Here is a 26,994-nt window from a genome sequence, read left to right on the forward strand (position 1 = left end):
GCGCTTCGGGGTGATTGGCCTTGACGATGGACGATCAGGGCCGCTGCGCACGGAATGGGCATGGGGGTGTGGGAGGCATCCCGAGGTGAGCAAGGCGGGTTGGAGATGATTCATTTGGCGCAAAATTAGACCCCTTTAGGTCCTTAAGTGGTGAAAGCGCTTTCAGAAATCCTTTTCAATTGTGATCCGCTTCAAAGCTTTTTGCTGCGTCAACCTCTAGCATGGGCCCCACGAATTAGGGGCTCGCGCTCCCGATTTTCCCGCTGTGGGAGGTAACCGGACAATCCGGCTATTTCCTTCGTTACTTTCGACGGTCATCACGGATGACCGTTTTTTTTTGAGCTATTTCACGATAAAGGGTCGAGCGGCCGACGCTTTCCCGTTAAAATTCCGCTTTTGCATCTGCCCGTGAGTCTTGATGTCTGCTTCCACCCTCTCCCCGGATAGTTATCTGCTGCTCAGTGCCTTGCAACTGCAGCGTGTTGCCAGTACCCGTCTGTTACAAGAGACGCTCGACGCGGATCATGAAGTCGCCGGCCAGCTGAACCAGCTGCACGATGCCGGTCTGGTCAGATTGCGTGGGGAGCAGCAGTGGAGCCTGACCGCCGAGGGGACGCTGGCGCTGATCCTGGGGGTGCGGGGTCGGCTTTGTGCAGCCCCTGACTGGAGTCGGGTCTCCTCGGTGACCGGTCAGGATCTGGCCCACGGATTGGTGCGCGAACTGTGTCGGGGCAAGACGGGCGAGATCCCGGCCTTCTTCTCTCCCGGCGATCTGCTTACCCTGCTCGATACCCCCGATGCCCATCAACTGCTGGCGGGCTCCAGCCCCGCCTGGCAGCAACTGCTGCTGGAGCACTTCTCGCTGCAACTGCTGCTCGATGCCCCCTATGAAGAGCGCTGGCCGTTGGCAAGCGCACTGGTGCGCTGCCCCCCCGAGGTGCAGGCGCAAGGGCGGGCGTTTGAAGCGGAGTGGCGCTGGCTCTGCGGGGATGGCGAGAACATGGACGCCAACCTCTTGTGGCCAGCCCTGCAGGCGGTGGCCTCGCAAGAGCAGAGCGGCCGGCTGGGTGAGCGACTGCTCACGGCCCTGGGCCAGTGGCAGGCAGAGGGTCATGAGGGGCGGTGGCCGCGCGCCTTCAGTGCCCTGCTCTGGCTTGGCTGGTTGCAGCAGGCTGACCCCGTCATCGCCAGCGAGCAGCGCAAGAAGTGGCAGCGCAGCCTCGGCGGCCAGTTTCCGCTGCTGGCCGACCTGCTCAGTCAGTGGGCCGGTGAGCGGCACGGTCAGGCGGTCGGGCTGTTCGATACCCTGCAACTGCCGGTGGAGGAGCTCCACTGGGGCTATCTCTGGCTCGATCTCTGCGCGCTGGCCCGTCACGGTGCCCAGAGTGCCCAGGTGGCCATGCTGCATAAATGGGATCTCACCCATCTGCTCGATGCCGAACCCCATCATCGGCTGATGGCCTTTTGTCAGGATCTGCTGCGTCTGCTGCTGGGGGAGGGGGCCATCGATGCGCCGCTCTGCCAACTGCGCAGCAGTGAGACCGATGATGACGAGTCAGAAGAGGAGGCAGGCGAGGAGAAGACGGCAGCCTCCGCCAGCTGGCTCAACTGGCTGCAGGGGCTGGGGCGCGCCAGCGGCGTGCGCAAGCCGCAGGAGCGGCTGGTGTGGCTGCTTCATGCCGATGGCCCTGAGCTGGAGTGCAAGATCCAGAAGCTCAGCACCAAGGGGGAGTGGACGGCGGGCCGCCGGGTCGATCCCACCCTGCTCTCCACCCAGTATGCCGCCCTGCTCGATGAGCACGACTGGGCGGTGGTCCGCACCTTGCCGCGGGTGTTGGGGCGCTTGCCGCGGGATATCTGGGCACCGCTCGCCGACCATCCGCGTCTGTTCAACGCCAGGGGGCAGAAGCTGCAGCTCGCCATCACGGCGCCACTGTTGCAAATAGTGGCAACCGCCGAGGGGGTGAGCTCCCGATTGAGCCCCGCCGCTGCCGCGCGTGGCGCTCATATCATGCCGCTGGCGCAGGATCTGTGGCAGCTGACTCTCACTCCGCCGCCACTGCTCGACCGCTTGCCGGCGCTCGAATCCATTCCGCTGCTGCCCGCCGAGGGAATGCGCGAGTTGCAGCGTACCCTGGATGGGATCGCAGACCTGCCCTGGCATAGCCAGGTTGAGGGATTGCACGGCAATGCCGAGCTGGCTCCCTGGCCGGGTATGCCTTCGGTACAACTGGATTGGCAGGATGGCCAGCTCTCGGTCAAGTTGGTCACCCGCTTTGACGACTTGCCTCCCCAGCCGCTGGGCAAGGGTGAGGGCATTATTCGTCAGGGGATCAAGGGGAATCACTACTGGCAACGTGATCTCGCAGCAGAAAAGGAGCAGGCCCGGCAACTGCGCAACCAGCTTCCTATCGACCTGCCTGGCAGCGAGTGGCGACTGGAGGGGGAGCAGGCGCTGGCGCTGGTTAATGCCCTGCCCGAGCTGGTGGAGGCCGGTGTGGTCATTCACTGGCATCAGGACAGCGCCCGCCTCAAGAGCCTCGATGAGGCGGCCCTGAGTCTGCGTATCGAGCGGCGACAGGATTGGTTTCAGGTCGAAGGGGCGCTGGCCCTTGATGAGCACCAGATCCTCGATCTGCGCCTTATTTTGCGCCAGATGACCCCGGGCCAGCGCACCGTCCAGCTCGACGAGAAGACCAGCCTGATGCTGAGCGACAAGCTGGTGGAGCGCCTCTCCATGCTGGGGGCCATGCTCGACGATGAGCAGCGGATCAACCACAAGCTGGCTTATCCGCTCACCCGACTGATCTCGGTCATCACCACCGAAGGGGATGCGGCCTGGCAATCCCTGCAACAGGAGTGGCAGCAGGAGGTCGAGTGCCCGCCCGAGCTGCTCACCGCGCTGCGGGATTACCAGAAAGAGGGGGTGCGCTGGATGGCGACCTTGGCCCATCACGGCTTTGGTGCCTGTCTGGCCGATGACATGGGGCTTGGCAAGACGCTGCAGGCGCTGATCGTGCTGCAGATGCGCCAGCATCTGGGGCCGGCGCTGGTAGTGGTGCCCAAGTCGGTGGTCACCAACTGGCAGGAGGAGGTGGCCCGCTTCGCCCCTGAGCTGGAGGTGGTGATCTTTGACAATCCCGCCGAGCGCGAGCGCATTATTCGTGATGCCAACGCGGGACAGATCATCCTCATCAACTACGGCATGCTCGGCAGTCTGGCCGAGGCGCTGAAGTCCCGCCGCTGGTCCAGCATGGTGATCGATGAGGCGCAGCAGATCAAAAACGCCGGCACCCAGCGGGCCAAGCTGTTGTTCCAGCTCGATGGCGATTTTCGCCTCGCGCTCTCCGGCACTCCCATCGAGAACCATCTGGGTGAGCTGTGGAGTCTCTTCACCTTTATCAATCCGGGGCTGCTCGGTAGCCTTGGCGAGTTCAAGCGCCGCTTTGGCAAGGCGGTCAAGGATCCCCAGCACATGGCCTTGCTGCGGGCGGTGATCAGCCCCTTCATCCTGCGCCGCCTCAAGCAGCAGGTGTTGACCGAGCTGCCGGACAAGACCGAGATCATTCATCACATCAGCCTCTCCCCCGAAGAGCGCCAACTCTATGAGGCGACCCGGCGCGAGGTGGTGCAGCAGGTGCAAAGTGCCGATGGCCGCGCCCTGATGCATGTGCTGAGCGGCCTGACCCGGCTGCGCCGGCTCTGCTGTTCGCCGGAGCTGGTGATGCCAGAGTGGTCGCAGACCAGCAGCAAGCTGGATGAAGCGATGGCGCTGCTGGAAGAGGCGATCGATGGTGGTCATCGGGTGCTGGTGTTCAGCCAGTTCGTCGATCTGCTGAGTCTGCTGCGGGCCCGCATCGAGCAGAAATCCTGGGATTACTGCTATCTGGATGGTGGCTGTTCGACCAAGGCGCGGCAGGAGTCCATCCTGCGTTTTCGCCACGAGGAGGTGCCGCTTTTTCTTATCAGCCTCAAGGCGGGGGGGACCGGCCTCAACCTCACCCAGGCCGATACCGTGCTGCACCTCGATCCCTGGTGGAATCCGGCGGTGGAAGATCAGGCAAGCGATCGGGCCCACCGGATGGGGCAGACCCAGCCGGTGACCGTCTATCGGTTGGTGTGCGAGCAGACCGTAGAGGAGAAGATCGTCGCCCTGCACGACGAGAAACGGGCGCTGGCCGATGGGCTGCTAAGTGGTCAGTCTGAGGTGCGTGGGCTGGATGTGGAGAGCCTGCGCGCCCTGTTGATGGGCTGATAGGCGGTATCAGCAGAACATGGCCATACCATAGGAGGAGGGGAGCGCATCTTGCCGATGTGCTCCCCTCTGTTGTTTCTGCTTGCTTGTTGTTGCCGGCGCGCCACTAGCCCTGATAGAGATAGAGGTGCAGCCGCTCGATAATGGGCTCGCCGCCAATCTTGCGATCTCGCCGCGCCTGTCGGCTCTTGGGGGGGTAGTTGCCCAGGTGGGTGACTGCGGGCGGGGTATCCGAGCAGAGCAGCAGGGGCAGGCTCGCCTTGATCTGCTGTTTGCGCGGGGAGCGATCCTGCCAGAGCAGGTTGATCATGGGGTGGGTCTTGACCGGTCGGCGGATCCGCAGCTCGGCATCCGCGGGCAGGCGACGAATGTCGTACACCTCCTGATCCACCATCTTGCTCCACTCTTCGTTGTTGGAGAGGGCCGGTATGTAGCGACGACTGCGTTCCAGCATCTCCAGCACCTGTTCGCGGGTGAGGCGATTGATGGTCTGCTTGTCCGCCCAGGTAAAGCCGAGGGAGTGCAGCTCTCCATGTAGCCATGTCAGCTTGCGGTAGACCTGCAAGGTGATGACGCCGGGCAGGGTGGTATGTACCAGCTCAAACTTCTCGTCCCGCCCCCCGGCCTGCTGTACCAGCGCCTTGAAAGTGAGCTTGTGCTGGTTGATCTGCTCAATCAGCGGCTGGATGAGGGTGGCCGCGGCGGCAGGAAAGCGCAGCCAGCCCGGCAACCGGCGGGTGGCCTTGGTGGAGCAGCCTGGGCGGGCGCTGTGATCCCGATAGGCCGACACGGTGGCGGCCAGCGCCTCGCCGCCGCTCAGGTAACCCACCTCAATCTGGTTGATGGGGTCGTGCTCTTCGCCCTGTACGACTGGAGGGAGGGGATAGACGTGGGCTTCCTGCAGTTCGAGCTGGCCGAGCAGGGTGGCCAACTGATCCAGAGCGGTTTCCAGGGAGGCCATCTGTTGGCGCAGGGCGGCGGTGGGGGTAAAGGTATCCATCGATGATCCTGTGGTATAACCCGCTGTTGGCAACATCAGGTATGACATCATATGCGGGTAGTAAAACTACTGTATAAATAAACATACCAGCATGGGGCTGGAGTGCCAAGAGGCACTTTGGGGAGGATGAATATGCGCCTCTGAATGGGGATGCAGTAAGGGTTTTATTTATGTTTCATGGTGTTAAATAAAGATCGCGGCGAGATCATTAAATTAACAATCACATGTAACTTCTCTGTTGCCAGCTGTCCATGCCTTGTCCGTCCATGCATATGTAAAGCAGTAAAATGCATATATAGATGGGTGCCATGCAGCACAATATGCTGTGCGACTCTGTTGGCCAACCATGAAGATAATTAATTATTTAAAATCAAATGGTTAAAATCAAAGTCTGTCGTTTTCATACATTAGGTTTACTAATGTAATGTATCAAAATTCGTCAATTGAGCCGGTCTGACTCCCTGACTAAGCTTTGCGCATCAAATAAAGCCCAGTGCGTACACAAATATTCAGAGGAGCCACATCATGGCCAACATCACTTATACCGAAGCCGGTTACCAGCATTCCAGCCAACTGAATCTGGCTGATCGCGTAAAAATGACCGTGCTGACCTGGCTGGAGCGCAACCGTAGCCGTCGCCAGCTCTCCGAGCTGCCCGAGTACCTGCTCAAAGACATCGGCCTGAACGAAGCGGACCGTTATCAAGAGACCACCAAGCCGTTCTGGCGCGGTTGATCTGCCGGGCATGGATGCCTTGTTTTTCTGCTGATCCCTTTGCTGTTCTGCCCCTGTGGCGCCCAGCCATCTGGCGGGCAATAGTCTGTTTTATCTCCCCCCATTTTCCTCTTGCTCTTCGTGGGCCTGCTTTCCGTTCCTGTTTATTTCGCATAGCTATAGCACCTGGTTACAGTCGTTCGAGTGTTATCACAATTGTGTCGTTAATGTTTGAATTTGTTTAAAAAATGATTTTAAGCCGCGATGCCTTGCGTATAATCCGGCCATGGTGTTTCAGAGCAAGAGGGTGAGACGGATGATTCCCCTGCACGATTTTTTGACCTTGACCCGCAGCAACGAGTGGCAGCTTGAGCCCTTTGAATTTGCCCTGCCCGATGGCGCTCGGGTCAGCGTATGGGATACGGGGGTACTCTGTCTGGAACCCGCCAAGGGCGCGGGCGATCAGCCCGGAGGGCGCAAGGATATCGTCCTCTCCTGCGGTATTCACGGTAACGAGACTGCCCCCATCGAGATCTGCAACCAGCTGCTGAGCCGTCTGCTCTGTGGCGAGCTGACTGCCCGCCATCGGCTGCTGTTTCTGTTCGGCAATCCGGCTGCGATGAATCTGGGGCTGCGGGAGGTGGAGGAGAACATGAATCGCCTCTTCTCCGGTGCCCACAGCAAGGGGGAGGGGCTGTGCAATCGGGAGCGGATCCGCGCCATGCGCCTCGAGCAGTATGTCAGCCGCTTCTTTGCCGACCCGGACCGTCCCCGTTATCACTACGACCTGCACACAGCCATTCGGGGCTCCCGCCACGAGAAATTTGCCGTCTACCCCTTCCCTCACGATCGACCCCACTGCCGCGAGCAGGTGCAGTTTCTCGGCGCCTGCGGGGTGCGCACCATTTTGCTCTCCGCCAGCCCGACCACGACCTTCAGCTACTTCAGCTCCCGCCAGCACGGCGCTCACGCTTTTACCGTGGAGCTGGGCAAGGTACGGCCATTTGGCGAGAACGACATGACCCGTTTTATCGAAATCCGGCAGGCACTGCAGGAGCTGGTCACCCAAGACGAGGTGGTGCTGGAGCCATGGCGGGCGGATGATTTCACCCTGTTTGCCATCGATCGGGTTATCACCAAAAAATCGGAGCAGTTTCGCTTCCTGTTTGCCAGCGATGTGGACAACTTTACCGAATTTCCGCAAGGGTTTGTGTTGGCCGAGGATGGCGAGTTGCGCTACTCGGTCGAACGGCCGAGTGAGGCTGTGGTCTTCCCCAACGCCAATGTTGCCATCGGTCAGCGCACCGTGTTGCTGGTGGTGCCAACCAGGCTCTGGGAGTAGTGCTTTAGCTCCTTGCTGTGAGTGCTGTAAGGTGGATCTTGGTCTCGTCGGGATGACGCTCTCGGACAGCGATCAGTATCACAGGAATAAAAAACGGGGCCAGTCAGCGACTGGCCCCGTTTTACATCGGGTTTAAGGGGGGGCGCTTAACTGTTGTTCTTCACAAACAGGGTCAGCTCCTGACCGGGCTTGAGATAATCCCCTTTGTCCAGCTGGTTCCAGCGCATCACATCGTTGATGGCGACCTGGAAGCGCGCGGCGATGGAAGAGATGGAGTCGCCACGGCGAACCTGATACACCATCGGCTTGTCGCTCTTCTTCCCCTGCTTGGGATAGACCACCAGCTTCATGCCCGGTTTGAGCGCCGATTTGGCGTTCAGTCCATTCCACTTGGCCAGCTCGGTATGTGAGACGCCGTGAGCCTGGCTGATGCTCCACAGGTTGTCACCTGCCCGCACCTTGTAGCTCACCTTGCCTTTCTGGCTGCTGCCACGGCTGGCCAGTTGCTGCGGTTTGCTGGCGGTGCTGCTGACCTGTCCATGGGTCGGGATCACCAGTTGCTGACCGCGACGCAGGTTGTTGCTACGCAGATTGTTGGCCAGTTTCAACTCGCTCACGCTGACACCGTGATGCTGGGCGATGCGTGACAGGGTGTCGCCACTGACAACCTGATAGGATCGGGTACGAATACGCTCGCTCTTGGGCAGATCGGCCAGTGCCAGCTCCAGGGTATCGGCATATTCTACCGGTACCAGCAGGCGGTAAGGACCACGGGGCGACATCACACCACGATTGAGGGCCGGATTGACCTCTTTGAGCTGTGCGGTGCGCAGACCCGCCAATTGGGCCGCCACATTCAGGTCGATCTGGCTTCCTGTGTCCACCACCCGCAGCCTGGGTTCATTGGCCAGCACCGGCAGCGTGACGTTGTACTTGTCTGCATTACTGATCATGTCAGACATGGCCAAGATCTTTGGCACATACATCCGGGTTTCGCGGGGCAGATCGAGCGACCAGTAGTCGGTCGGTTTACCCGCACGTTGGTTGCGCTGGATGGCGTTGCGCACTCTGCCTTCACCGGCATTGTAGGCCGCCAGGGTTTGCAGCCAGTCACCGTCGAAGAAGCGGTTCAGGTACTCCAGATAGTCGAGCGCCGCATTGGTGGAAGCCAGCACATCGCGCCGTCCGTCATACCAGTTGTCGTGGCGCAGACCGAAGTTCTTGCCAGTGGCGGGGACAAATTGCCAGAGCCCCACCGCATTGCTGCGGGATCGGGCATGAGGATTGAACATGCTCTCGATCATCGGGACAGTAACAAGCTCCATTGGCAGCCCACGCCGTTCTATCTCCTCTACTATCAGATAGAGGTAAGGTTCAGCCCGGCTGGCAATGGTCGCCAGATGCTTATTATTACGCAACAACGACTCACGTTGTTGGCGGATGCGGGCATTATCCGGGGTATCCAGCTGCATATCATCGCTGATGCGCACCCACAGATTGTCCGTATCTTCCATTTCGTCCAGCTGTTCATCGCCAAACAGGAAATTGGAAGCATGTTTGCTATGCGCTTTTTTCTTGACCTGGGGGGACTTGATCGGCTCGATTGCCGTTAGCGCCCGGTCATCCTGATGGCTCAGGTTTTGGCAGCCACTGAGCAACAGCGCTGCCAATAAGGCCGTTCGTACCTTCATCTCGTTCCGGTCATTTTTAGGAAAAACAGCCCGCATCATAAGGGGCAATGGCCCCCTGATCAAGGTTTGTTCAAAAAACGTCCTTCCACTGGCGCAGGATGGTGAAGGTATCTACCGGATTTTCCACGCATTTTAGCCCGTGATTTTCAGCAGAAAATTTCACTGAATCCTGCTCGCAGCGCAGAAAAATGTTGAAAGTGCGTTCATCCCCCAACCGGGTTGGCAGGCTGGGCAGTCCTTGTTGACGCAGTTTGCTGATCAGCCCGATCTGGCGGCGGATCGCCGGGTTGTCCGGCTCGACCGCATAGGCAAAGCGCAGGTTGGCGAGGGTGTACTCGTGGGCACAATAGATGAGGGTCTCATCGGGCAGGGCGGCGAGTCGTTGCAGCGAGTGGTACATCTGCTCCGGCGTCCCTTCAAACAGGCGGCCACAACCGGCCGAGAAGAGGGTATCGCCACAAAACAGCATGCCGTTGCCATGGTAGGCGATGTGGCCACGGGTGTGACCGGGCACATGGATCACCTCGAGGGCGAGGCCGTGCCAGTTGATCTGATCGCCATCTTCCAGCCACTGACCGTGGTGATCCGGCATCGGGTCAAGTTTGGGGCCATAAAGCCGGGCGTGGGGGAAGTGGGCAAGCAGGTCGGTGACGCCGCCCACATGGTCGTGATGGTGATGGGTGAGCAGGATGGCGTCGAGCTCGAGCCCCAATACCTCGAGCCGCTCCAGCACCGGCGCCGCATCGCCCGGGTCGACCACCAGACAGTGATTTTCGTGGCGGATCAACCAGATGTAGTTGTCATTAAAGGCTGGAACTGTGATCACTGGATACATGAGTCTGCTTCTCTTTAGGGAGGGTATCTTATATAACAGGATGGCGTTCGAAACCCCGAGTTGAGCCCTATTATGCAGGTGGCACGTACCGAACAACAAATCGAGATCCCGACCAGCTGGTCTGCCTTGCCGATGGGGGACTGGGTGGCGGCCGAGATCCAGGATCGGCTCGACAACTGGTGCCCCAATCTGTTTGGCTACCATCTGCTGAAAATTGGCGCCCTGAGCGCTGAACTCTCCTGCAAACGATCTTCCATTCACCACCAGATTGGCGTCGCCCCCGGCGGGCGGCTGCTCGACATGTATGGCGATCCCCTCGCTCTGCCGGTGCGCACCGGCAGTGTCGATGCCTGCCTGCTGGCCCACTGTCTCGATTTTTCTGCCGATCCCCATCAGGTGCTGCGTGAGGCCGAGAGGGTGCTGACCGACGATGGCTGGCTGATCATCAGTGGCTACAACCCCTTGAGTCTGGTCGGGATCGGCCACTGTGTACCCTTCTTGCGGCGCAGAATGCCCTGGTCGGCTCGGATGTTCACCCCAGGAAGAGTGACGGATTGGCTGCATCTGTTAGGATGCGAGGTGATGTTCGACGAGCGCTTTGGTTACTCGTTTATGGGGAAACAGAGCTGGCACAGTTGGTGGCGGGAGAGTATCGGGCGGGATTATTGCAGGGCATTTGCATCGGTATACGTGATTGCGGCTCGTAAGCGGCGCTTTCCATTGATCCCGGTGCGGCGGCGTTGGCAACTGTCCAAATCCCTCGCCACACCGGGCATGGCCCGTCAGGGCTGGTAGCCGGTATCCTCGGCCAGATCCTTGCCGCAGGCGGCATCGCGGGCCAGCTCGTCACACCGTTCGTTCTCCGGGTGGCCGGAGTGGCCCTTGACCCAGAGCCACTCGATCTGGTGGCGACCCACTTCCGCATCCAGCTCTTTCCAGAGATCGACATTCTTGACCGGCTGACGGTTGGCGGTCATCCACCCTTTCTTCTTCCAGCCGATGATCCACTGGGTGATCCCCTGGCGGACATACTGGCTGTCGGTGGTGAGGCGCACCTGGCACGGTTCGTTGAGGGTGCGCAGCCCCATGATGGCGGCCATCAGCTCCATCCGGTTATTGGTGGTCAACTTGAATCCGGCGGAAATCTCTTTGCGGTGTTTGCCGTAGACCATTACAGCTCCGTAACCACCCGGGCCCGGATTGCCGAGGCAGGAGCCGTCGGTATAGACATCAATCTGTTTTAACATGAGCAATCAATCTGTTTTAGCATGAGGCTTGGGGTAAACTAGCGAGTAAGTAAAGCCGAAGTTTGACATAGATTGGATCATGAACACACCCCAACTGAATCGCCAGATCATTCTGGATACTGAAACCACAGGTATGAATACGGCGGGCGGCCCCGTCTATCTGGGTCATCGCATCATTGAAATCGGCTGTGTGGAGGTGATCAACCGCAAGCTGACCGGTAACCACTATCACGTCTATATCAAGCCTGATCGTCTGGTCGACCCGGAAGCGATTCAGGTGCACGGTATCACCGACGAGTTCCTGCGTGACAAACCGTCGTTCAGCCAGATTGCCGACGAGTTCCTCGAGTTCATCCGCGGCGCCGAACTGATTGCCCACAACGCGCCGTTTGACGTGAGCTTCATGGATTACGAGTTCAGCAAGCTCGGACTCAACTTCAAGACGGCGGATATCTGCACCATCACCGACACCCTGGCGATGGCGCGGGATCTCTTCCCCGGCAAGCGCAATAACCTGGACGTGCTTTGCGATCGCTACGGTATCGATAACTCGCATCGTACGCTGCACGGGGCCTTGCTCGATGCGGAGATCCTGGCAGACGTCTATCTGTTGATGACCGGTGGTCAGACCAAACTCAATCTGGCCACCGAAAGCAGTGAAAACGAGAGCAATCAGGACACCAGCATTCGCCGACTGGAGAGCAACCGCCCTGCGCTCAAGGTGATCCGCACCAGTGCCGAGGTGCTGGCCAAGCATGAGGCTCGGCTCGACCTGGTACAGAAGAAGGGAGGGAGTTGTCTGTGGCGGCAATAAGCAAGTGGTGTGCCGGTCTACTGTTGTTGCTCTCGCTGGGGGCGACGGCGACCGAAGTGTTTGCACCCACCGATATCCCGCTACTGGATAACCGCTTTCGCATCGATTATGGGGTGAAGGAGATCACCTTCATTATCAAACGCAAAGCGGGCACGCCTTCGGTGATCCTGGTGCGTCCCGATGGCAGCAAGCTCTATGTCGGCCGGGTCAAACCCGTCGATGTGGGTTGGCTGGCCCTGCCAGAACATGATCTCATTACCCTGCGCAATCCGATGCCGGGCCCTTGGCAGGCGATTGGCGAGGTGGATCCCGACAACCGGGTGCGCATTCTCTCCGATATCCGGCTCGATATCGCCGCCCTGCCGATGCAGCTCTATCAGGGGGAGGTGGTCAAGCTCAAGGCGTGGTTGCTGATCAATGGTCAGCCGCCGAAAGATAAATACTATCTCTCTGATCTGGGGATGACGGTCAAGCTGCAATCCTTCAGCGATGCCGCTCAGCAACAGGTGGTGCTGGATCAGGTACTCGGCCACTATCGCGATGACGGCAAGGGTCTCGACGAAGTGCCGGGTGACGGTATCATGACCGCGGAAGTGACACTACAGGATATACCCGGTGGCAAGTACCGCGCCATGTTCAGCACCGGTAATCAGGTGTTTGTCCGTGCCCGCTATCAGGATGTACTGCTTTACCCTTATCCGTTCGGTTATAACCTGGCTCCCCCTTCAGCAGAGCTGGGCGCCAAGCTGTCACTGCTAATCGACAGTGATGAACTGGATCCCGCTTCCGTGGTGATCAAGGGGAGTGTGACCAGCAATGTGGGCGGCCTCTACGCGTTTAGCGAGACGACCAGTGGACCCAAGCTTGATATCGATCTCTCCGCCATCAAGGAGGTGGGGCAGCATGAGGTGAAAGCAACCCTCTATGGCACCAATCGCCTCGGCCGAGAGCTGAAAATCGAGTTGCCGGTGAAAACCTTCAATGTCTTCCCGCCACCGCCGCCTCCTGTAGAGGTGGTGTCGGCGGCCGCTGTGGCTTCCAGTGCAGAGTCTGTCGAGGGTGCGCCTGAAGAGGGGATGGGCTGGGTGTTTTGGGCTCTGGTTGGGGGCGGGGTTCTACTGGTGTTGCTGGGGGGCGCCGGTTTTGTGGTGTTACAAAAACGGCGCGCCTTTAAACGTGCGCTGGCGGCGGCTCAGGCTGAAAATCAGCAAAGTGGTCAACCGGCAGCCAAGCTGGACCTGAACTTGCCAGAGCAGTAACCCTGACTCGGGAAAAACGATAAACCAGATAGAAAGATAGAAGAAACCGCCCTTGATATACAGGGCGGTTTTTTTTGCGGGTCCCATCAGATGAAGGGACTGGCTGGTATCAGTGATTGCCGATATAGACATCCTTGTTCTGCTCGCGGATCTCGAGAAACTTGTCCAGACTGGCCATCATCAGTTCGACCAGCTGGGGATCGAAATGCTGGCCCTTCTCCTCTTCAATCAGCGCCAGTACCTTGTCCAGTGGCCACGCCTTCTTGTAGCAGCGATCCGAGCCCAGAGCATCGAACACATCGGCCAGCGCAACAATCCGTCCTTCCAGTGGAATATCGGCCCCCTTCAATCCGCGGGGATAACCGCTGCCATTCCACTTCTCATGGTGACTGCCTGCGATGGTGGCGCCAATCTGGAACAGCGCCAGATCGCTACCGGAGAGCATATCATGCCCGAGTTGGGCATGGGATTTCATGATCTCCCACTCTTCCGGGGTGAGTTTGCCCGGTTTGTGCAAAATGGCATCGGGAATACCGACCTTGCCTATGTCGTGCAGTGGTGAGGCGCGTTTAACCAGCTCGCTCTGCTCTTCGCTCATCCCCAGCAGATGGCAGAAAAGTTCTGTGTAGAGCGCTACCCGTTTGACGTGCAGCCCAGACTCCTTGGAACGGGTCTCGACCAGTTCGCCGATGCGATAGATGATCTCCCTTTGGTTATCGGCGATGACCTCGTTGAGCCGGATATTTTCCAGTGCCACTATGATGCTTTCGGTAAACAGGGTCAGCAGGCTGGTATCGATCTGACTGAGCTGGCGAGTGGTCTCGATATAAAACAGCAGGTGGTGGCGCTGGTTTTGGCAGTAGAGCACCATCTGGTTGGAGTGATAGATACTGCAACCCCTGGTTATGGCCTGACGCAGTATCTCGGGGGCCTCTGTCAACCGCACGGGGGGATGATCTGGAAGCATGGGCTCCAGCAGCTGATCTTTTACCTCGTAGGTATATTGCTTTACATCGTAAATCTGGGTCTCTCCCAGATGGAGCAGCGCGCTGAGCTGCTCCTGGGCGCCTTCGACAAACTGACGCAGGGCCCGTTTCTCAAAGATACCCTTGGAGGCCTCGATGACTTTTTCCAGTCCTTGCCGATTGCTCTCCAGGGTGCGGATATCCCGATAGGATCGCAGGCTGGCCCGAAGCAGAGTACGCAGCTTCTGGGAGGTCAGTTCGGTCTTGTCTTTGTAGTCGTTGATGTCGTAGTTGGTCACCACGTCATCTTCCGGTGCCTGCCCCGGTTGGCCGGTACGGAGCACGATGCGCACCATCTTGTTTTGCAGCTCTTCCCGGACATATTTGACGACATCGAGGCCGGCGTGATCGGCCTCCATCACCACGTCCAGCAGCAGTAGCGCAACATCCGGGGTGGTGGCCAGCATTTTTTTTGCTTCTGCAGCCGAATAGGCGTTTAAAAACTCGATAGGACGATTGTCAAACTCGAATTTGTTCAAGGTTATCTTGGTGATGCGATGCACTTCCGGTTCATCGTCAACAATCATTACCTTCCAGCCCGCTTGCTTCGTGTCGGGGAGGGAGAGATCGTCATCATCAATAATCAGGATTTGGTCATCCATCATACAATCCTGTTTGGCATCCAGTGCTTACATTAACTGCTTCACTAAGGATAGGAAACGTATTGAGCAATAAAATTTGATCTCGAAATACTATGATCGAACCAGGCAAATGAAACCTGGTCTCCATACGGGCCAATTATTCCATTTTTCTTGCCAATCATAGCGCTGGCTCGCATGGTCTTTACCCGACATTCCGCACCTGATTGGGGATTTTAAAAGGGAGAGTGAAGCTGCCAGCCGGGCTTACGTGGGTCAAGTTTCGCCAGTCACGCCCAGTCGCAGGGAAGATTAAAAACGCCACTGTCAGCCAAGCCGCCGGGCACTGGTATGTCTCATTTCAGATCGAGCAGGAGACGCCTGAGCCAATCCACCCGTCCGGCTCAATGGTCGGGCTGGATGCGGGTATCGCCAAGCTCGCAACCCTGTCAGACGACACGGTGTTTGAGCCCGTCAACAGCTTCAAACCCAATCAGGCCAAGCTGGCAAGGCTCCAGCGCCAGTTGAGTAAAAAGGTTAAGTTCAGCAGTAACTGGAAGAAGCAAAAAGGCAAGATCCAGCGCCTGCATTCGCATATCGCCAATACCCGCCGCGATTACCTGCACAAGGTCACAACGACAATCAGCAAAAACCACGCGATGATCGTCATTGAGGATGTGAAGGTTGCCAGCATGTCAACATCAGCAGCGGGCACGACCAGCCAGCCGGGGCGCAACGTCCGGGCATAATGGCGTCAGCACATTGGCGACGTCCGATGCCGTTTACTGCGACTGGATGGCGGTCACAGTGAGCTTGCCGCCTTGGTTTTCGGCATGAAAGTGGATGGCATCCCCCACCTGGAGCCCCTTGAGCTGGGTCGGATCAGCCACTTGAAAGATCATGGTCATGGGGGGCATCTTGAGGTTGTCTATTGCCTCGTGTTTGATGCCGACCTTGCCGCTCCCCTCATCGAGGCGGGTAATGACCCCCTTGGTCATCACCATTGCGGCCTGTTCGCTCATCTCACCCGTCTGGCTCATATCGTGCCCTTCATGGTGCATCATCTCTTCGGCTTGCAGGCTGGTCTGGGTGGCAAGGCCCATCAGCAGGGTCAGGGTCAGCGTCTTGTGGTTCATCTTGATTTCCTCGTTGTCTAGTCGAAATGGATCCCGGTGTCAGCCTATTCGGCTTGTTGGTCGATATCTTTGCCAAGAGTGCGGCTGCGCCACAGATAGTAGGCGGCGGGCAGCACCAAGAGGGTCAGCACCAGCGCACTCACCATGCCACCTATCATGGGGGCGGCGATGCGCTGCATCACCTCGGAGCCGGTGCCGTGGCTCCACATGATGGGTAAGAGGCCAGCGATAATGGTCACCACCGTCATCATCTTGGGACGCAGGCGCAGGGCGGCGCCGTGAATGACTGCCTGGTGCAGACCCGCCCGGTCCGGCTTGCCGCTGGCGATAAGGTCATCCCAGGCGTGGTTGAGGTAGACCAGCATCAAGACACCGGTCTCCACCGCTACCCCGGCCAGGGCGATAAAGCCCACCCCCACCGCCACCGAGAGGTTGAAGTCGAGCAGCCAGAGGGTCCAGATCCCGCCCACCACCGCCAGCGGCAAGGTGGTGAGAATGAGCAGCACCTCCTGGAAGCGGCGAAACGCCAGATAGAGCAGCAGCACGATAATGGCGACCGTGAGCGGCACCACGTAGGCGAGGCGCGCCTTGGCCCGCTCCATGTACTCGTATTGGCCAGACCAGGTGAGGGCATAGCCCGCTGGCAGCACCAGCTGCTTGCTGACCTCGGCCCTGGCCTCCTCGACGAAGGAGCCGATATCGCGGCCGCGAATGTCCACGTAAACCCAGCCATTGAGCCGTGCGTTCTCACTGCGCAGCATGGGGGCCTCATCGCTGATGTAGACCCGGGCCACGTCGGCCAGCGCAATGCGGGCGCCGTTTGGCGTGACCACTGGCAGCAGCTCGAGGCTGGCCACCGAATCGCGATAGCTCTGGGGGTAGCGCAGGTTGATGGGATAGCGCTCGCGCCCCTCGATGGTCTGGCCCACCTCCATGCCGCCTACCGCGGTGGCGAGCACCGCCTGCACATCGGCGATGTTGAGGCCATAGCGGGCCGCCTTGAGCCGGTCGATATCCACCTTGACGTAGCGGCCACCGGCCACCCGTTCGGCGTAGACCGATGACGCGCCCTCGACCTTGTCAACGATCTGCTCGATCTGCTGGCCAAGTTGCTGGATCACCTTGAGATCAGGCCCCGCTATCTTGATGCCGACCGGGGTTTTGATGCCGGTGGCCAGCATGTCGATGCGAGTCTTGATGGGGGGCACCCAGGCGTTGGTGAGGCCGGGGAAGCGTATCAGGGCGTCGAGCTCCTCTTTGAGCTTCTCCGGGGTCATGCCGGGGCGCCACTGCTCTCGGGGTTTGAGCTGGATGCTGGTCTCCATCATCACCAGATCGGCGGGATCGGTAGCTGACTCGGCGCGCCCGGCCTTGCCGAACACGTTCTGCACTTCGGGCACGGTGCGAATGAGCTTGTCGGTTTGCTGCAGGATCTCCCGCGCCTTGCCCACCGAGATATTGGCCGCCGTGGTGGGCATATACATGATGTCCCCTTCGTCGAGCGGCGGAATAAACTCGGAGCCGAGGTACTTGAGTGGCCAGAAACCCGCTACCGTGACCACGGCGGCGATGGCCAGCGTGGTTTTCGGACGGGCCAGCACGGCTTTCAGCAGCGGCACATAGCCCTGGCTTAGCCAGCGGTTGAGGGGGTTGGCCTGCTCGGCCAGCACCTTGCCACGGATAAAGTACCCCATCATTACTGGGACGAGCGTGATGGCGAGCGCGGCCGCCGCCGCCATAGCATAGGTCTTGGTGTAGGCGAGTGGATGGAACATCCGTCCCTCCTGCGCCTCCAGCGCAAACACCGGCAGGAAGCTGATGGTGATGATGAGCAGGGAGAAGAAGATGGCGGGCCCCACCTCGATGCTCGCCTCCGTGATGATGCGCCAGCGGTTCTTGTCGGTGAGCGCCTCCCGCTCCATGTGTTTGTGGACGTTCTCGATCATCACGATGGCACCATCCACCATGGCGCCGATGGCGATGGCGATCCCCCCCAGCGACATGATGTTGGCGTTGATCCCCTGCAGGTGCATCACGATAAAGGCCACCAGAATGGCAATGGGCAGGGTGATGACCACCACCAGTGACGAGCGCAGGTGGAACAGGAAAGCGAGGCAGACCAGCACCACCACGGCGAACTCCTCCAGCAGCTTGCCGGAGAGGTTGTCGATGGCGCGCTGGATAAGGTCGGATCGATCGTAGACGGTGACGATCTCCACCCCCTCTGGCAGGCTGCTTTTCAGCTCCGCCAGCCGCGCCTTGACCCCGTCGATGGTGTGCTGGGCATTCTCGCCGTAGCGCATGACGATGATGCCGCCCACTACTTCCCCTTCGCCGTTGAGCTCGGCGATGCCGCGCCGCATCTGGGGGCCGGTGACCACATCCGCCACGTCACCCAGCAGCAGCGGAGCGCCGCGCACATTGGTGCCGAGCGGGATCTGCTTCAGATCCTCGACGCTTTTCAGATAGCCGTTGGAGCGCACCATGTACTCCGCTTCCGCCATCTCGATGACGGAGGCACCTGTCTCCTGATTGCCCTGCTGGATGGCGGTCTCGATAAGGGAGAGCGGGATGCCGTAGGCGCGCAGCTTGTCCGGGTCGACCCGTACCTGATACTGGCGCACCATGCCGCCCACGGTGGCGACTTCGGAGACCCCTTCTACCGTCTGCAGCTCGTACTTGAGGAACCAGTTCTGCAGCGAGGTGAGTTGGCTGAGATCGTGCTTGCCGGTTTTGTCCACCAGCGCGTACTGATAGACCCAGCCCACCCCGGTGGCATCGGGGCCGAGCTGGGGGCGGGCGGAGGCGGGGAGGCTCGGGGCCACCTGACTCAAATACTCCAGCACCCGGGCGCGGGCCCAGTAGAGGTCGGTGCTGTCGTCAAACAACACATAGACGAAGGAGTCGCCGAAGAAGGAGTAGCCGCGCACCGTGGTCGCCCCAGGCACCGCCAGCATGGCGGTGGTGAGCGGGTAGGTCACCTGATCTTCCACCACTTGGGGCGCTTGTCCCGGGTAGGAGGTCTTGATGATCACCTGCACGTCGGAGAGATCCGGCAGGGCATCCACCGGGGTCTGCTTGACCGACCAGAGCCCCCAGGCGGTGAGCATGAGGGTCAGCAGCAGCACCAGAAAGCGGTTGCCCACGGCCCAGCGAATAATCGACGGGATCATGGCTTATTCTCCATCTTGGGGATCGGCATCTGATGCTGGCTGTGATCCATCCCTGTCATCTCATCTTCAGCCTCTTTCATGGTGTCGCCCGTGGTCGGTTTCTCTTCCACATGGATTTGGATGATGCGGTACTCGTCACCAATCTGTTCGACCTGCAGATGCAGAGTGTGAGCCGGTGTCAGCTTGCTGATATCGACTCCCTCGGCCACGGTGAACTCCATCTCCATGGCGGGCCACTGCCACTCGGGGATGGGCTGGTGGGAGACCATCAGAGTGCGGTTGGCCAAATCGATGCTTTCAACCTCGCCCTGAGTCCACACCTGGGCGGGGCGTACCGCCGTCATGCGCTGGAAGTCTGAATCGATAGCCGATTCCGAGTCGAGCAGGAACTGGGCTGAGCGGACTATGTTGTCACCGGCCTCGACGCCCTCTTTGATCGCCACCTTGTCGCCAAACTGGGGGCCCAGAATGACCGCCACCGACTTGAAGTTGCCATCCCCCAGCGCCAGCACCAGCCTGTCCTGGCTGCCGGTGCGGATCACCGCTTCGCTCGGCACCACCAACTGGGGTTCTCCCTTGCCCGCTTGAATCGTCACCTTGGCGAACATGTTGGGTTTCAAAAATTCGTCCGGGTTGTCAAAGCGCAGTCGCACCTTGAGGGTGCGGGTGGCAGCTTCCAGAGTGGGGTAGAGGTAGTCCACCCGGCCCTGCCAGCGGCGGCCCGGGGCATAGTCGAGGGTCATGGTGACCGGATCGCCGACCTTCAGTTGGGAGGCCTGGCGCTCGAACACCTCGGCGCTGACCCACACCTGCTTGAGGGTACTGATGTTGAACAGCGCCGCCGCGGGCTCAACATACTGCCCCTCGCGCACCTTGAGCTCGGAGACATAACCGCTGCTGGGGGCATAGATGGCAATGGTTTCGCGTACCTGACGGCTGCGCTTGAGGGCGGCAATCTGATCTGCCGGTACCTGCAGGGACTTGAGCTTGCCTTCGGCGGCACGCAGCAGCAGCGGGTTGCTGGTATTGAGGGCCAGCAGGTACTCGTGCTGGGCATTGACCAGATCCGGGGCGTAGATCTCGTAGAGCAGGGAACCTTTGGCAACCTGCTGCCCCTCGCTCTTGATGGCGAGGGTACGGATCCAGCCCGCCATGCGGGCGTTGACCGCCTCCAGCCGATCCTCATCATAGCCGACGTAACCTACCGTCTCGATCTGCGGGTGGATAGGCAGTTTTTCGACCTTGGCCAGCCGCACCCCCAGGTTCTGCTGGATCTCGGGGCTGATGGTGACGGTGCCCGGCGAGCCGCTTTTCTGCTCCTCATAGACGGGGATGAAGTCCATCCCCATGTTGTCTTTGGCGGGGCCATCGCGTTTGTCGCGGGGATCCATGGGATTGACCCAGTAGAGCGGCGTCTTTTCCTTAGCCGCGGTGTCAGTGATGGTCTGTTTGGCGACCCAGTAGCCGCCACCGGCGCCGAGGGCCAGCAGCAGGGCCGACATCAACAGGGTCTTGTTCATGACTGGCCTCCGGCGCGGATCTGCATACAGAAAGTGCAGATGGAGAGGGCGCCTGCGAAGGCGGCAACGCTGGTGGGTGAAAAGTTGGCTGATGACATGATATCTCTTCTCTGGTGCAGGCCGCCGCTAGGGGGTTGCGCAAGGCATGACCCGGGGGGGGCGAGACGGCAAACGGGGCGCGGCTGACGAGTCAGCGGACGCACGGCTCCCTGTTGCTGGCGGCGCCAGTAGTCACAGGGTCAAGCGATAAAGGCGTGCAGATATGGGCAAGGTGAGCCTTACCCCATGCACGGGAGAAGAGTGTTCTAGTGGCGCAACACCGACAGCATCAGATGTCGGCGTGGCCAGGAGGGGGGGTGAGCACCACGGCTACGCAGGAAGGGATCCCGCAACCAGAGATCGAGCCGATGGCGGGTTGCGCCCAGATAGGGGAACAGCAACAGCGGCAAGATAACAAGGGAGATCAGCATGCCAAGGAGGGGCAGGGCAGTGGCGGCGCCCGAGACGCCGGCTTGCATCTTGCAGTCACCGTTCATGGCGACCTCATCCCCCTGCCCCTGATGGCACGAGAGGGTCTGGGCGGGCGCTTGATGATCCATCAACGCCATGGTGTCGAGGCTCTCGCTGTCGGCCATGGCCATGTTGTGAGCAAGGGAGTTCGTTTGACTGGATATGCTGCCTAGAGAGACACCATGCCCGCCGATGCAGAGGGTCAGATTGCAGAGAAGCAACAGCGCCAGCAATAGCCGGGCTAAGACAACAGAGTGCAATCTGGCTGCGAGCTGGGTGAGTGACAATCCGGACATCCTTCGGGATCAGATAGCGAGACTGTAAACCTTACCTTGAGGAGAAGGTCAATGGATTGGGTGATATGGAAAAAAATGACCCCCGCACGGGCGGGGGTCAGTTGATTAACGGGCAACGGGGCGCAGCTTAGTGCTTGGCGCGTTTCTCCGAGCCCTTCATGATGAGGCGGAAGAAGAGCGGGATAAAGAAGATGGCGATAAAGGTCGCCGCCAGCATGCCGCCGATCACCGGCCAGCCGAGGGCATGACGGCTCGCCGCACCTGCACCGCTGGAGGTGACCAGCGGCACACAGCCGAGGATAAACGCCAGCGAGGTCATAATGATGGGACGGAAACGCAGGCGCGCTGCCTCCAGTGCCGACTCGAGGAGGCTCATTCCCTCTTCGTGCTTCATCACCGCGAACTCCACGATCAGGATGGCGTTTTTGGCGGCAAGGCCCACCAGGGTCACCAGCCCGATCTGGAAGTAGACGTTGTTGGTCAGTCCCACCGCCCAGGTGGCGAGCAGGGCGCCGAACAGGGCGAACGGCACGGCGGTGATCACCGCAAACGGCAGGCTCCAGCGCTCATACTGAGCGGCCAGGATGAGGAATATCATCACGATACCGAAGCCAAACGCCATGGCGGCGCTACCTGCGGCAGCCTTCTCCTGATAGGCGGCACCGGTCCACTCCAGCTTGGCATCGTTGCCAAGGGTCTTGGCGGCGATCTCCTCCAGTGCGGCGATGGCCTGACCAGAACTCACCCCCGGTGCCGGCTGGGCCATGATCTTGGCGGCCGGGAAGATGTTGAAACGCTCGACCAGTTCCGGGCCGGTGGCGTCGCGTACCGTCACCAGACTGGTGAGCGGGATCATCTCGCCGTTGTTGGAGCGGACATAGACGTTGCGGATGTCATCCTTCTTGGCGCGGTAGTCCGCCTCTGACTGCAATTGCACCCGGTAGGTACGGCCGAACTGGTTGAAGTCGTTGACATAAACCTGACCGAAGGTGGCCTGCATGGTGTCAAACACAGCATTGATGGGCAGGCCCAGCGCCTTAGCCTTCTCGCGGTCGAGATCCAGGAATACCTGGGGTACGTTGGCACGGAAGGTGGTGCTCACGCTGGCAAACTCCGGACGCTCCTTGGCCGCGTCAAGCAGACGTTGCACTTCGGCGGCGAAAGCGTGCACGTCGCCGGTACCCCGGTTTTGCAGGTAACCCTCAAGGCCACCAGTGGTGGACATGCCCGAGATGGGGGGCGGGTTGAAGGTGGCGGCGAAGCCATCTGCCAGCCCCATCAGGCTTATTCCCTGGAAGGTCTTGGCCAGCGAGAAGGAGTCTTGCCCTTCCCCTTGACGCTCTTTCCAGTCTTTCAGGGTCATGAAGGTGACACCACGGTTGCTGATGACAGAGCCGGCCAGGATGTCATAGCCCGAGAAGGTCACCACGTCCTTCACGTTGGGGTTGGCCATGGCGAGCTTGTCGAAGTCGTTGGCAACCGCCTGGGTACGGGTCAGGGCGGCGGCATCCGGCAGCATGATCGAGCCGATGAGGTAGCCCTGATCTTCGTCGGGAACCAGTGCACCCGGCACCTTGTTAAACAGCACATAGCTGCAAGCAAGGATGACGGCGATGATGCCAAAGGCCACGCCAACACGACGGTTGAGGAAGGCCACACCGCGTACATAGCGGCGAGTCAACTGATCGAAGGCGTTGTTGAACCAGACGAAGAAGCGAGCCGGTTTGTGGTGACCCTCTTTGAGCAGGATGGCGCACAGGGCCGGCGACAGGGTGAGTGCCACCAGACCTGATATGGCCACGGAGACGGCGATGGTGATGGCGAACTGCTTGTACATTACCCCAGTCATGCCGCCCATGAAGGCGACCGGCAGGAACACGGCGCAGAGTACCAGCACGATGGCTACGACTGGGCCTGATACCTCCTCCATGGCGAGGATGGAGGCCTCTTTGGCCGAGCACTTCTTCTCGTGCATGATCCGTTCGACGTTCTCCAGCACCACGATGGCGTCATCCACCACGATACCGATGGCGAGCACCATGCCAAACAGGGTCAGCAGGTTGATGGAGAAGCCCAGCATCAGCATGCCGGCGAAGGTACCAATCAGGGAGACAGGTACCGCGATACAGGGGATCAGGGTGGCACGGAAGTTCTGCAGGAACAGATAGACCACCACAAACACCAGCACAGTCGCCTCGAGCAGGGTGTATACCACCTCCTGGATGGAGATTTTCACGAACTCTGTGGTGTCGTAGGGAATGTCGTACTTCACATCCTGCGGGAAACGGCTCTGCAGGCGATCCATGGTCTCACGTACCTGATCGGCGACCGCAACGGCGTTGGCGCCCGGTTGCAGGTAGGTGGCGATACCGATGGCCGGTTTGCCGTTGACACGGGCCAGTAAGTCATAGTCCTTGCCGCCCAGTTCAACCCGGGCCACGTCCTTGACGCGGATCTTGGAGCCATCCGGCATGGAGCGGATGATGATGTTCTGGAACTCCTTAACGTCATCCAGACGCCCCTTGGTCTGCACTGTGTAGGTGAAGTCGGTGGGGGTACTGGTGGGCTGGGTGCCGATCTTACCCGCCGCGAACTGGGTGTTCTGCTCGCGGATAGCGCCGATCACATCGCTCGGGGTGAGCTGCAACTGGGCCAGACGGTCAGGGCGCAGCCAGATCCGCATGGCGTAGTCGGTGCCCCCGAACAGGGAAGTATCACCTACGCCGGGAATACGCTTGAGCTCATCGATGATGTTGAGCAGGGCGTAGTTCGACAGATAGGTGGTATCAAAAGCACCGTTCGGCGACTGCAAGGTGATCACCTGCAGGATGGCGGTGGACTTCTTGCGCACCGTCACACCCTGCTTCTTCACCTCTTCCGGCAGTTGGGCCATGGCGGCCGAGACCCGGTTGTTGACGTCGATGGTCGCCTGATCCGGATCCACCCCGATGTCGAAGTAGACGTTCAGGTTCATCTGGCCGTTGGACGCGGAGCCAGATTGCATGTAGATCATGTTCTCGACCCCGTTGACCTGCTGTTCAATGGGGGCGGCCACGGTCTGGGAGATCACCTCGGGGGTGGCTCCCGGGTAGTACGCAGTCACCGAGACCACCGCCGGGGTGATCTGGGGGTACTGCTCGATGGGGAGTGAGCGCATTGCCGCCAACCCGCCCAGCACGATAATGATCGAGATCACGCTGGCGAAGATGGGGCGCTCTATGAAGAACTTGGAAAACATACGAGCTCCTTACTTGGCCTCAGACGGGCTGACCATCTGGGTGCTGATCGCCTTCATCTCATCGGCAGAGACAGGTTTCACCACGGCACCCGGACGGGCCTTCATCAAACCTTCGACGATATAGCGTTCACCGGCCTGCAGGCCACTTTCGATCAGCACGCCGGTATCGACGGCCGTGCCAAGGGTGACCGGACGGGGTACCACCTTATTCTCGGCATCGACCACCATCACCATGCGGTCAGCCTGAGACTGGATGATGGCGCGTGGCGGTACCACGATGGCGTTCTTGCGCAGACCCAGATCGATGGTCATGCGCACAAACTGGCCGGGCAGCAGCACGCCGTCCTTGTTGTCAAAGATGGCACGGGCACGGATGGTACCGGTCTGGGGATCGACCCGGCTGTCGGAGAAGTTGAGCTTGCCCGCTTCGGGATAGACTGAGCCATCGGCGAGGCGGATATGGGTGCGCCAGTTGGTGGCGTCCACCGCTTCAATTATCCCTTTTTTCACCGCGTTATCGAAGTTGAGGCGATCCTGCTCTGAATAGGAGAAGTTGACGTAGAGGGGATCAAACTGGGTGATGGTGGTCAGCAGGCCGCTGTCACCGCTGGTGGAGATGAGGCTGCCCTCGGACTGGGAGCTCTTGCTCGCCATGCCGCTGATGGGGGCGGTAACCTGGGTGTAGCTGAGGTTGAGGGCGGCCTCCTTCACTTTGGCCTGGACGGCCTGATGGCTGGCGATGGCTGTCTCATAGTTGGCGATGGTGTCGTCATAATCCTTGCGGCTCACCACTTGGCGCTTGAACAGGGGGATGATGCGATCCCGGTCGGCGCGGGCCTTGTCGAGACGGGCCTGCTCCTGTGCCAGGCTGCCTTTGGCCTGCTCCAGCGCGACCTTGTAGGGCTCGGGGTCTATCAGGAACAGCTCCTGACCTGCGGTCACTGGCTGGCCTTCCACATAGGTACGCTTGAGCAGGATGCCGCTCACCCGGGAGCGTACTTCAATCTCGCGAAAACCGGCGGTTTCACCCACCATCTCTGTAGTGAGCGGCACATCGACCGGGGTGACTTCGTTAACCACCACTGGGACCGCAGGCATGGTGTTGGCTGCCGGGTCGGCTTCGCCACCACAGGCCGTCAGTCCGCCGATCAGTGCCAGCGTCAACACGCTTTGTTTGAATCTTGCTAGTGGGCTGGTTGGCGCCTTCATCTTTACACTCCTGTTGGAGGAATCGCCGTCGTGGCGATCCGCACTCTGTGCACAATTCATGATTAACGTCATTACAGACGGAAAATCGGAAAAAGGGATAATAGGATCCCTATCTTGAACCTAACCTTCTCAAAGTGACAGTTTTCATCTTTTTGATGGACAACGAATTATGGCAAGGGAGCTCCACTTTGCTCAAGCCCTTTGGGGGAGTGGAATGAAAATGTTGGCGGGCTAATGACGCCGCCCGTGCACAATGTAAAAAGCCAGTGAAGAGGGCTCTTTCCACTGGCTTTTTCATTAACATTTGACGCCTGTTCAGGCGAAGCAGGCCCAGATGGGGGCATGGTCGGAGGGTTTCTCGATACCGCGCAGCTCGTAGTCGATGCCGGTCTCGGTCACGCTGTCCTTGAGGATATCGGAGGCCATGATGAGGTCGATGCGCAGGCCGCGGTTTTCATCAAACCCCTTGGAGCGGTAGTCAAACCAGGAGAAGCGTTCGCACTCGTCGGGGTGGGCGGCGCGGAAGGTGTCGGTCAGGCCGAATCCTTCCAGACGGGCCATCCACTCGCGCTCGATGGGCAGGAAGGAGCACTTGCCATCCCGCAGCCAGCGCTTGCGGTTCGCTTCGCCGATACCGATGTCGAGATCGGTGGGGGAGATATTCATATCCCCGATCAGCACAAGCTGATCGCTCGGGGTGTGATGCGTCTCGAGGTAGTGCTGTAAGTCTTCATAGAACTTCTGCTTGGCCGGGAACTTGGTCTCGTGATCCTGACTCTCCCCCTGCGGGAAGTAGCCATTCATCACCTTGATGAGGGAGCCATCTTCCCGTTCGAAGGTGGCCATGATCATCCGGCGCTGGGCCTCTTCATCATCGGTGGGGAAGCCCTTTTCCACTTTGACCGGCTTCTGCTTGCTCATGATGGCGACCCCATAGTGGGCCTTCTGGCCGTGGAATTCGACGTGATAACCCATGGCTTCCACATCGGCCAGCGGGAAGGCTTCGTCGTGCACCTTGATCTCCTGCAGGCCGATGACATCGGGCTGGTGCTTGTCGATAATGGCTTGCAACTGGTGAAGACGGGCACGCAGGCCGTTGATATTGAAAGAGATGATCTTCATGTCCGGGACGCTCATGTCATTTTTATTAGT

The 26,994-nt window shown here is 59.7% G+C and carries 19 protein-coding genes; 7 read left to right on the forward strand and 12 right to left on the reverse strand.

Annotated features, from left to right (window positions below; genetic code table 11):
- The first annotated feature begins 418 nt into the window (after positions 1-418).
- Complete coding sequence (locus tag BN1125_RS05095) at positions 419-4,255, forward strand: DEAD/DEAH box helicase (RefSeq protein WP_042011051.1); 3,837 nt, start codon at positions 419-421, stop codon at positions 4,253-4,255.
- Between the two features lie 106 nt (positions 4,256-4,361).
- On the opposite strand, the gene BN1125_RS05100 is transcribed toward BN1125_RS05095, so the two are convergent.
- Positions 4,362-5,255 carry a DNA replication terminus site-binding protein gene (locus BN1125_RS05100; protein ID WP_042011052.1) on the reverse strand — a complete coding sequence of 298 codons (894 nt, stop codon included), beginning with the start codon at positions 5,253-5,255 and terminating at the stop codon, positions 4,362-4,364.
- Positions 5,256-5,780: 525 nt separating this feature from the next.
- On the opposite strand from BN1125_RS05100, the gene BN1125_RS05105 reads away from it, so the two are divergent.
- Together BN1125_RS05105 and astE are read left to right on the forward strand one after the other, a co-directional pair.
- Positions 5,781-5,990 carry a DUF1127 domain-containing protein gene (locus BN1125_RS05105; protein ID WP_042011053.1) on the forward strand — a complete coding sequence of 70 codons (210 nt, stop codon included), beginning with the start codon at positions 5,781-5,783 and terminating at the stop codon, positions 5,988-5,990.
- A 295-nt stretch (positions 5,991-6,285) separates the two neighbouring features.
- Complete coding sequence (gene astE / locus BN1125_RS05110) at positions 6,286-7,311, forward strand: succinylglutamate desuccinylase (RefSeq protein WP_042011054.1); 1,026 nt, start codon at positions 6,286-6,288, stop codon at positions 7,309-7,311.
- A 146-nt stretch (positions 7,312-7,457) separates the two neighbouring features.
- On the opposite strand, the gene BN1125_RS05115 is transcribed toward astE, so the two are convergent.
- Both BN1125_RS05115 and gloB read right to left on the reverse strand, forming a co-directional pair.
- A complete protein-coding gene (locus BN1125_RS05115) occupies positions 7,458-9,002 on the reverse strand; it encodes a lytic transglycosylase (RefSeq protein ID WP_042011055.1) in 1,545 nt (514 codons plus the stop codon).
- A gap of 70 nt (positions 9,003-9,072) precedes the next feature.
- A complete protein-coding gene (gene gloB / locus BN1125_RS05120; RefSeq protein ID WP_042011056.1) occupies positions 9,073-9,837 on the reverse strand; it encodes a hydroxyacylglutathione hydrolase in 765 nt (254 codons plus the stop codon).
- A 72-nt stretch (positions 9,838-9,909) separates the two neighbouring features.
- Between gloB and BN1125_RS05125 the strand changes: the two genes are divergently transcribed.
- On the forward strand, positions 9,910-10,632 hold the full coding sequence (locus BN1125_RS05125) for a methyltransferase domain-containing protein (RefSeq protein WP_042011057.1): 723 nt from the start codon (positions 9,910-9,912) through the stop codon (positions 10,630-10,632).
- On the opposite strand, the gene rnhA is transcribed toward BN1125_RS05125, so the two are convergent.
- Entirely contained in the window at positions 10,620-11,084 is a 465-nt protein-coding gene (gene rnhA / locus BN1125_RS05130; protein ID WP_042011059.1) for a ribonuclease HI, read from the reverse strand. The genes BN1125_RS05125 and rnhA overlap by 13 nt on opposite strands.
- Positions 11,085-11,163: 79 nt before the next feature.
- Between rnhA and dnaQ the strand changes: the two genes are divergently transcribed.
- Together dnaQ and BN1125_RS05140 are read left to right on the forward strand one after the other, a co-directional pair.
- A complete protein-coding gene (gene dnaQ / locus BN1125_RS05135; RefSeq protein WP_042011060.1) occupies positions 11,164-11,898 on the forward strand; it encodes a DNA polymerase III subunit epsilon in 735 nt (244 codons plus the stop codon).
- Positions 11,895-13,157 carry a TIGR03503 family protein gene (locus BN1125_RS05140; RefSeq protein ID WP_042011148.1) on the forward strand — a complete coding sequence of 421 codons (1,263 nt, stop codon included), beginning with the start codon at positions 11,895-11,897 and terminating at the stop codon, positions 13,155-13,157. The genes dnaQ and BN1125_RS05140 overlap by 4 nt, the downstream gene beginning before the upstream one ends.
- A 109-nt stretch (positions 13,158-13,266) precedes the next feature.
- Here the strand turns inward: BN1125_RS05140 and BN1125_RS05145 are convergent, their stop codons facing one another.
- Positions 13,267-14,784, reverse strand: a complete 1,518-nt coding sequence (locus BN1125_RS05145) for an HD domain-containing phosphohydrolase (protein ID WP_042011061.1) — start codon at positions 14,782-14,784, stop codon at positions 13,267-13,269.
- 224 nt (positions 14,785-15,008) lie between these two features.
- Between BN1125_RS05145 and BN1125_RS05150 the strand changes: the two genes are divergently transcribed.
- On the forward strand, positions 15,009-15,509 hold the full coding sequence (locus tag BN1125_RS05150; protein WP_208854214.1) for an RNA-guided endonuclease InsQ/TnpB family protein: 501 nt from the start codon (positions 15,009-15,011) through the stop codon (positions 15,507-15,509).
- Between the two features lie 33 nt (positions 15,510-15,542).
- Here BN1125_RS05150 and BN1125_RS05155 read toward each other — a convergent pair whose 3' ends face one another.
- The 7 genes from BN1125_RS05155 to xthA form a co-directional block, all read right to left on the reverse strand.
- On the reverse strand, positions 15,543-15,896 hold the full coding sequence (locus BN1125_RS05155) for a copper-binding protein (protein ID WP_042011062.1): 354 nt from the start codon (positions 15,894-15,896) through the stop codon (positions 15,543-15,545).
- 44 nt (positions 15,897-15,940) lie between these two features.
- On the reverse strand, positions 15,941-19,069 hold the full coding sequence (locus BN1125_RS05160) for an efflux RND transporter permease subunit (protein ID WP_042011063.1): 3,129 nt from the start codon (positions 19,067-19,069) through the stop codon (positions 15,941-15,943).
- On the reverse strand, positions 19,066-20,589 hold the full coding sequence (locus BN1125_RS05165; RefSeq protein WP_042011064.1) for an efflux RND transporter periplasmic adaptor subunit: 1,524 nt from the start codon (positions 20,587-20,589) through the stop codon (positions 19,066-19,068). Before BN1125_RS05165 ends, BN1125_RS05160 begins: the two co-directional genes overlap by 4 nt.
- A 305-nt stretch (positions 20,590-20,894) precedes the next feature.
- Complete coding sequence (locus tag BN1125_RS05170; protein ID WP_042011065.1) at positions 20,895-21,395, reverse strand: hypothetical protein; 501 nt, start codon at positions 21,393-21,395, stop codon at positions 20,895-20,897.
- A 127-nt stretch (positions 21,396-21,522) separates the two neighbouring features.
- Positions 21,523-24,633, reverse strand: a complete 3,111-nt coding sequence (locus BN1125_RS05175) for an efflux RND transporter permease subunit (protein WP_042011066.1) — start codon at positions 24,631-24,633, stop codon at positions 21,523-21,525.
- A gap of 9 nt (positions 24,634-24,642) precedes the next feature.
- Positions 24,643-25,842: an efflux RND transporter periplasmic adaptor subunit gene (locus tag BN1125_RS05180; protein ID WP_042011067.1), complete on the reverse strand. Its 1,200-nt coding sequence runs from the start codon at positions 25,840-25,842 to the stop codon at positions 24,643-24,645.
- A gap of 315 nt (positions 25,843-26,157) precedes the next feature.
- The gene (xthA, locus tag BN1125_RS05185) at positions 26,158-26,964 is read right to left on the reverse strand and encodes an exodeoxyribonuclease III (protein WP_042011068.1); all 807 of its coding nucleotides are present in this window, start codon (positions 26,962-26,964) and stop codon (positions 26,158-26,160) included.
- Positions 26,965-26,994 lie beyond the last annotated feature (30 nt).

The organism is Aeromonas fluvialis (assembly GCF_000819885.1).
Classification (GTDB): domain Bacteria; phylum Pseudomonadota; class Gammaproteobacteria; order Enterobacterales; family Aeromonadaceae; genus Aeromonas; species Aeromonas fluvialis.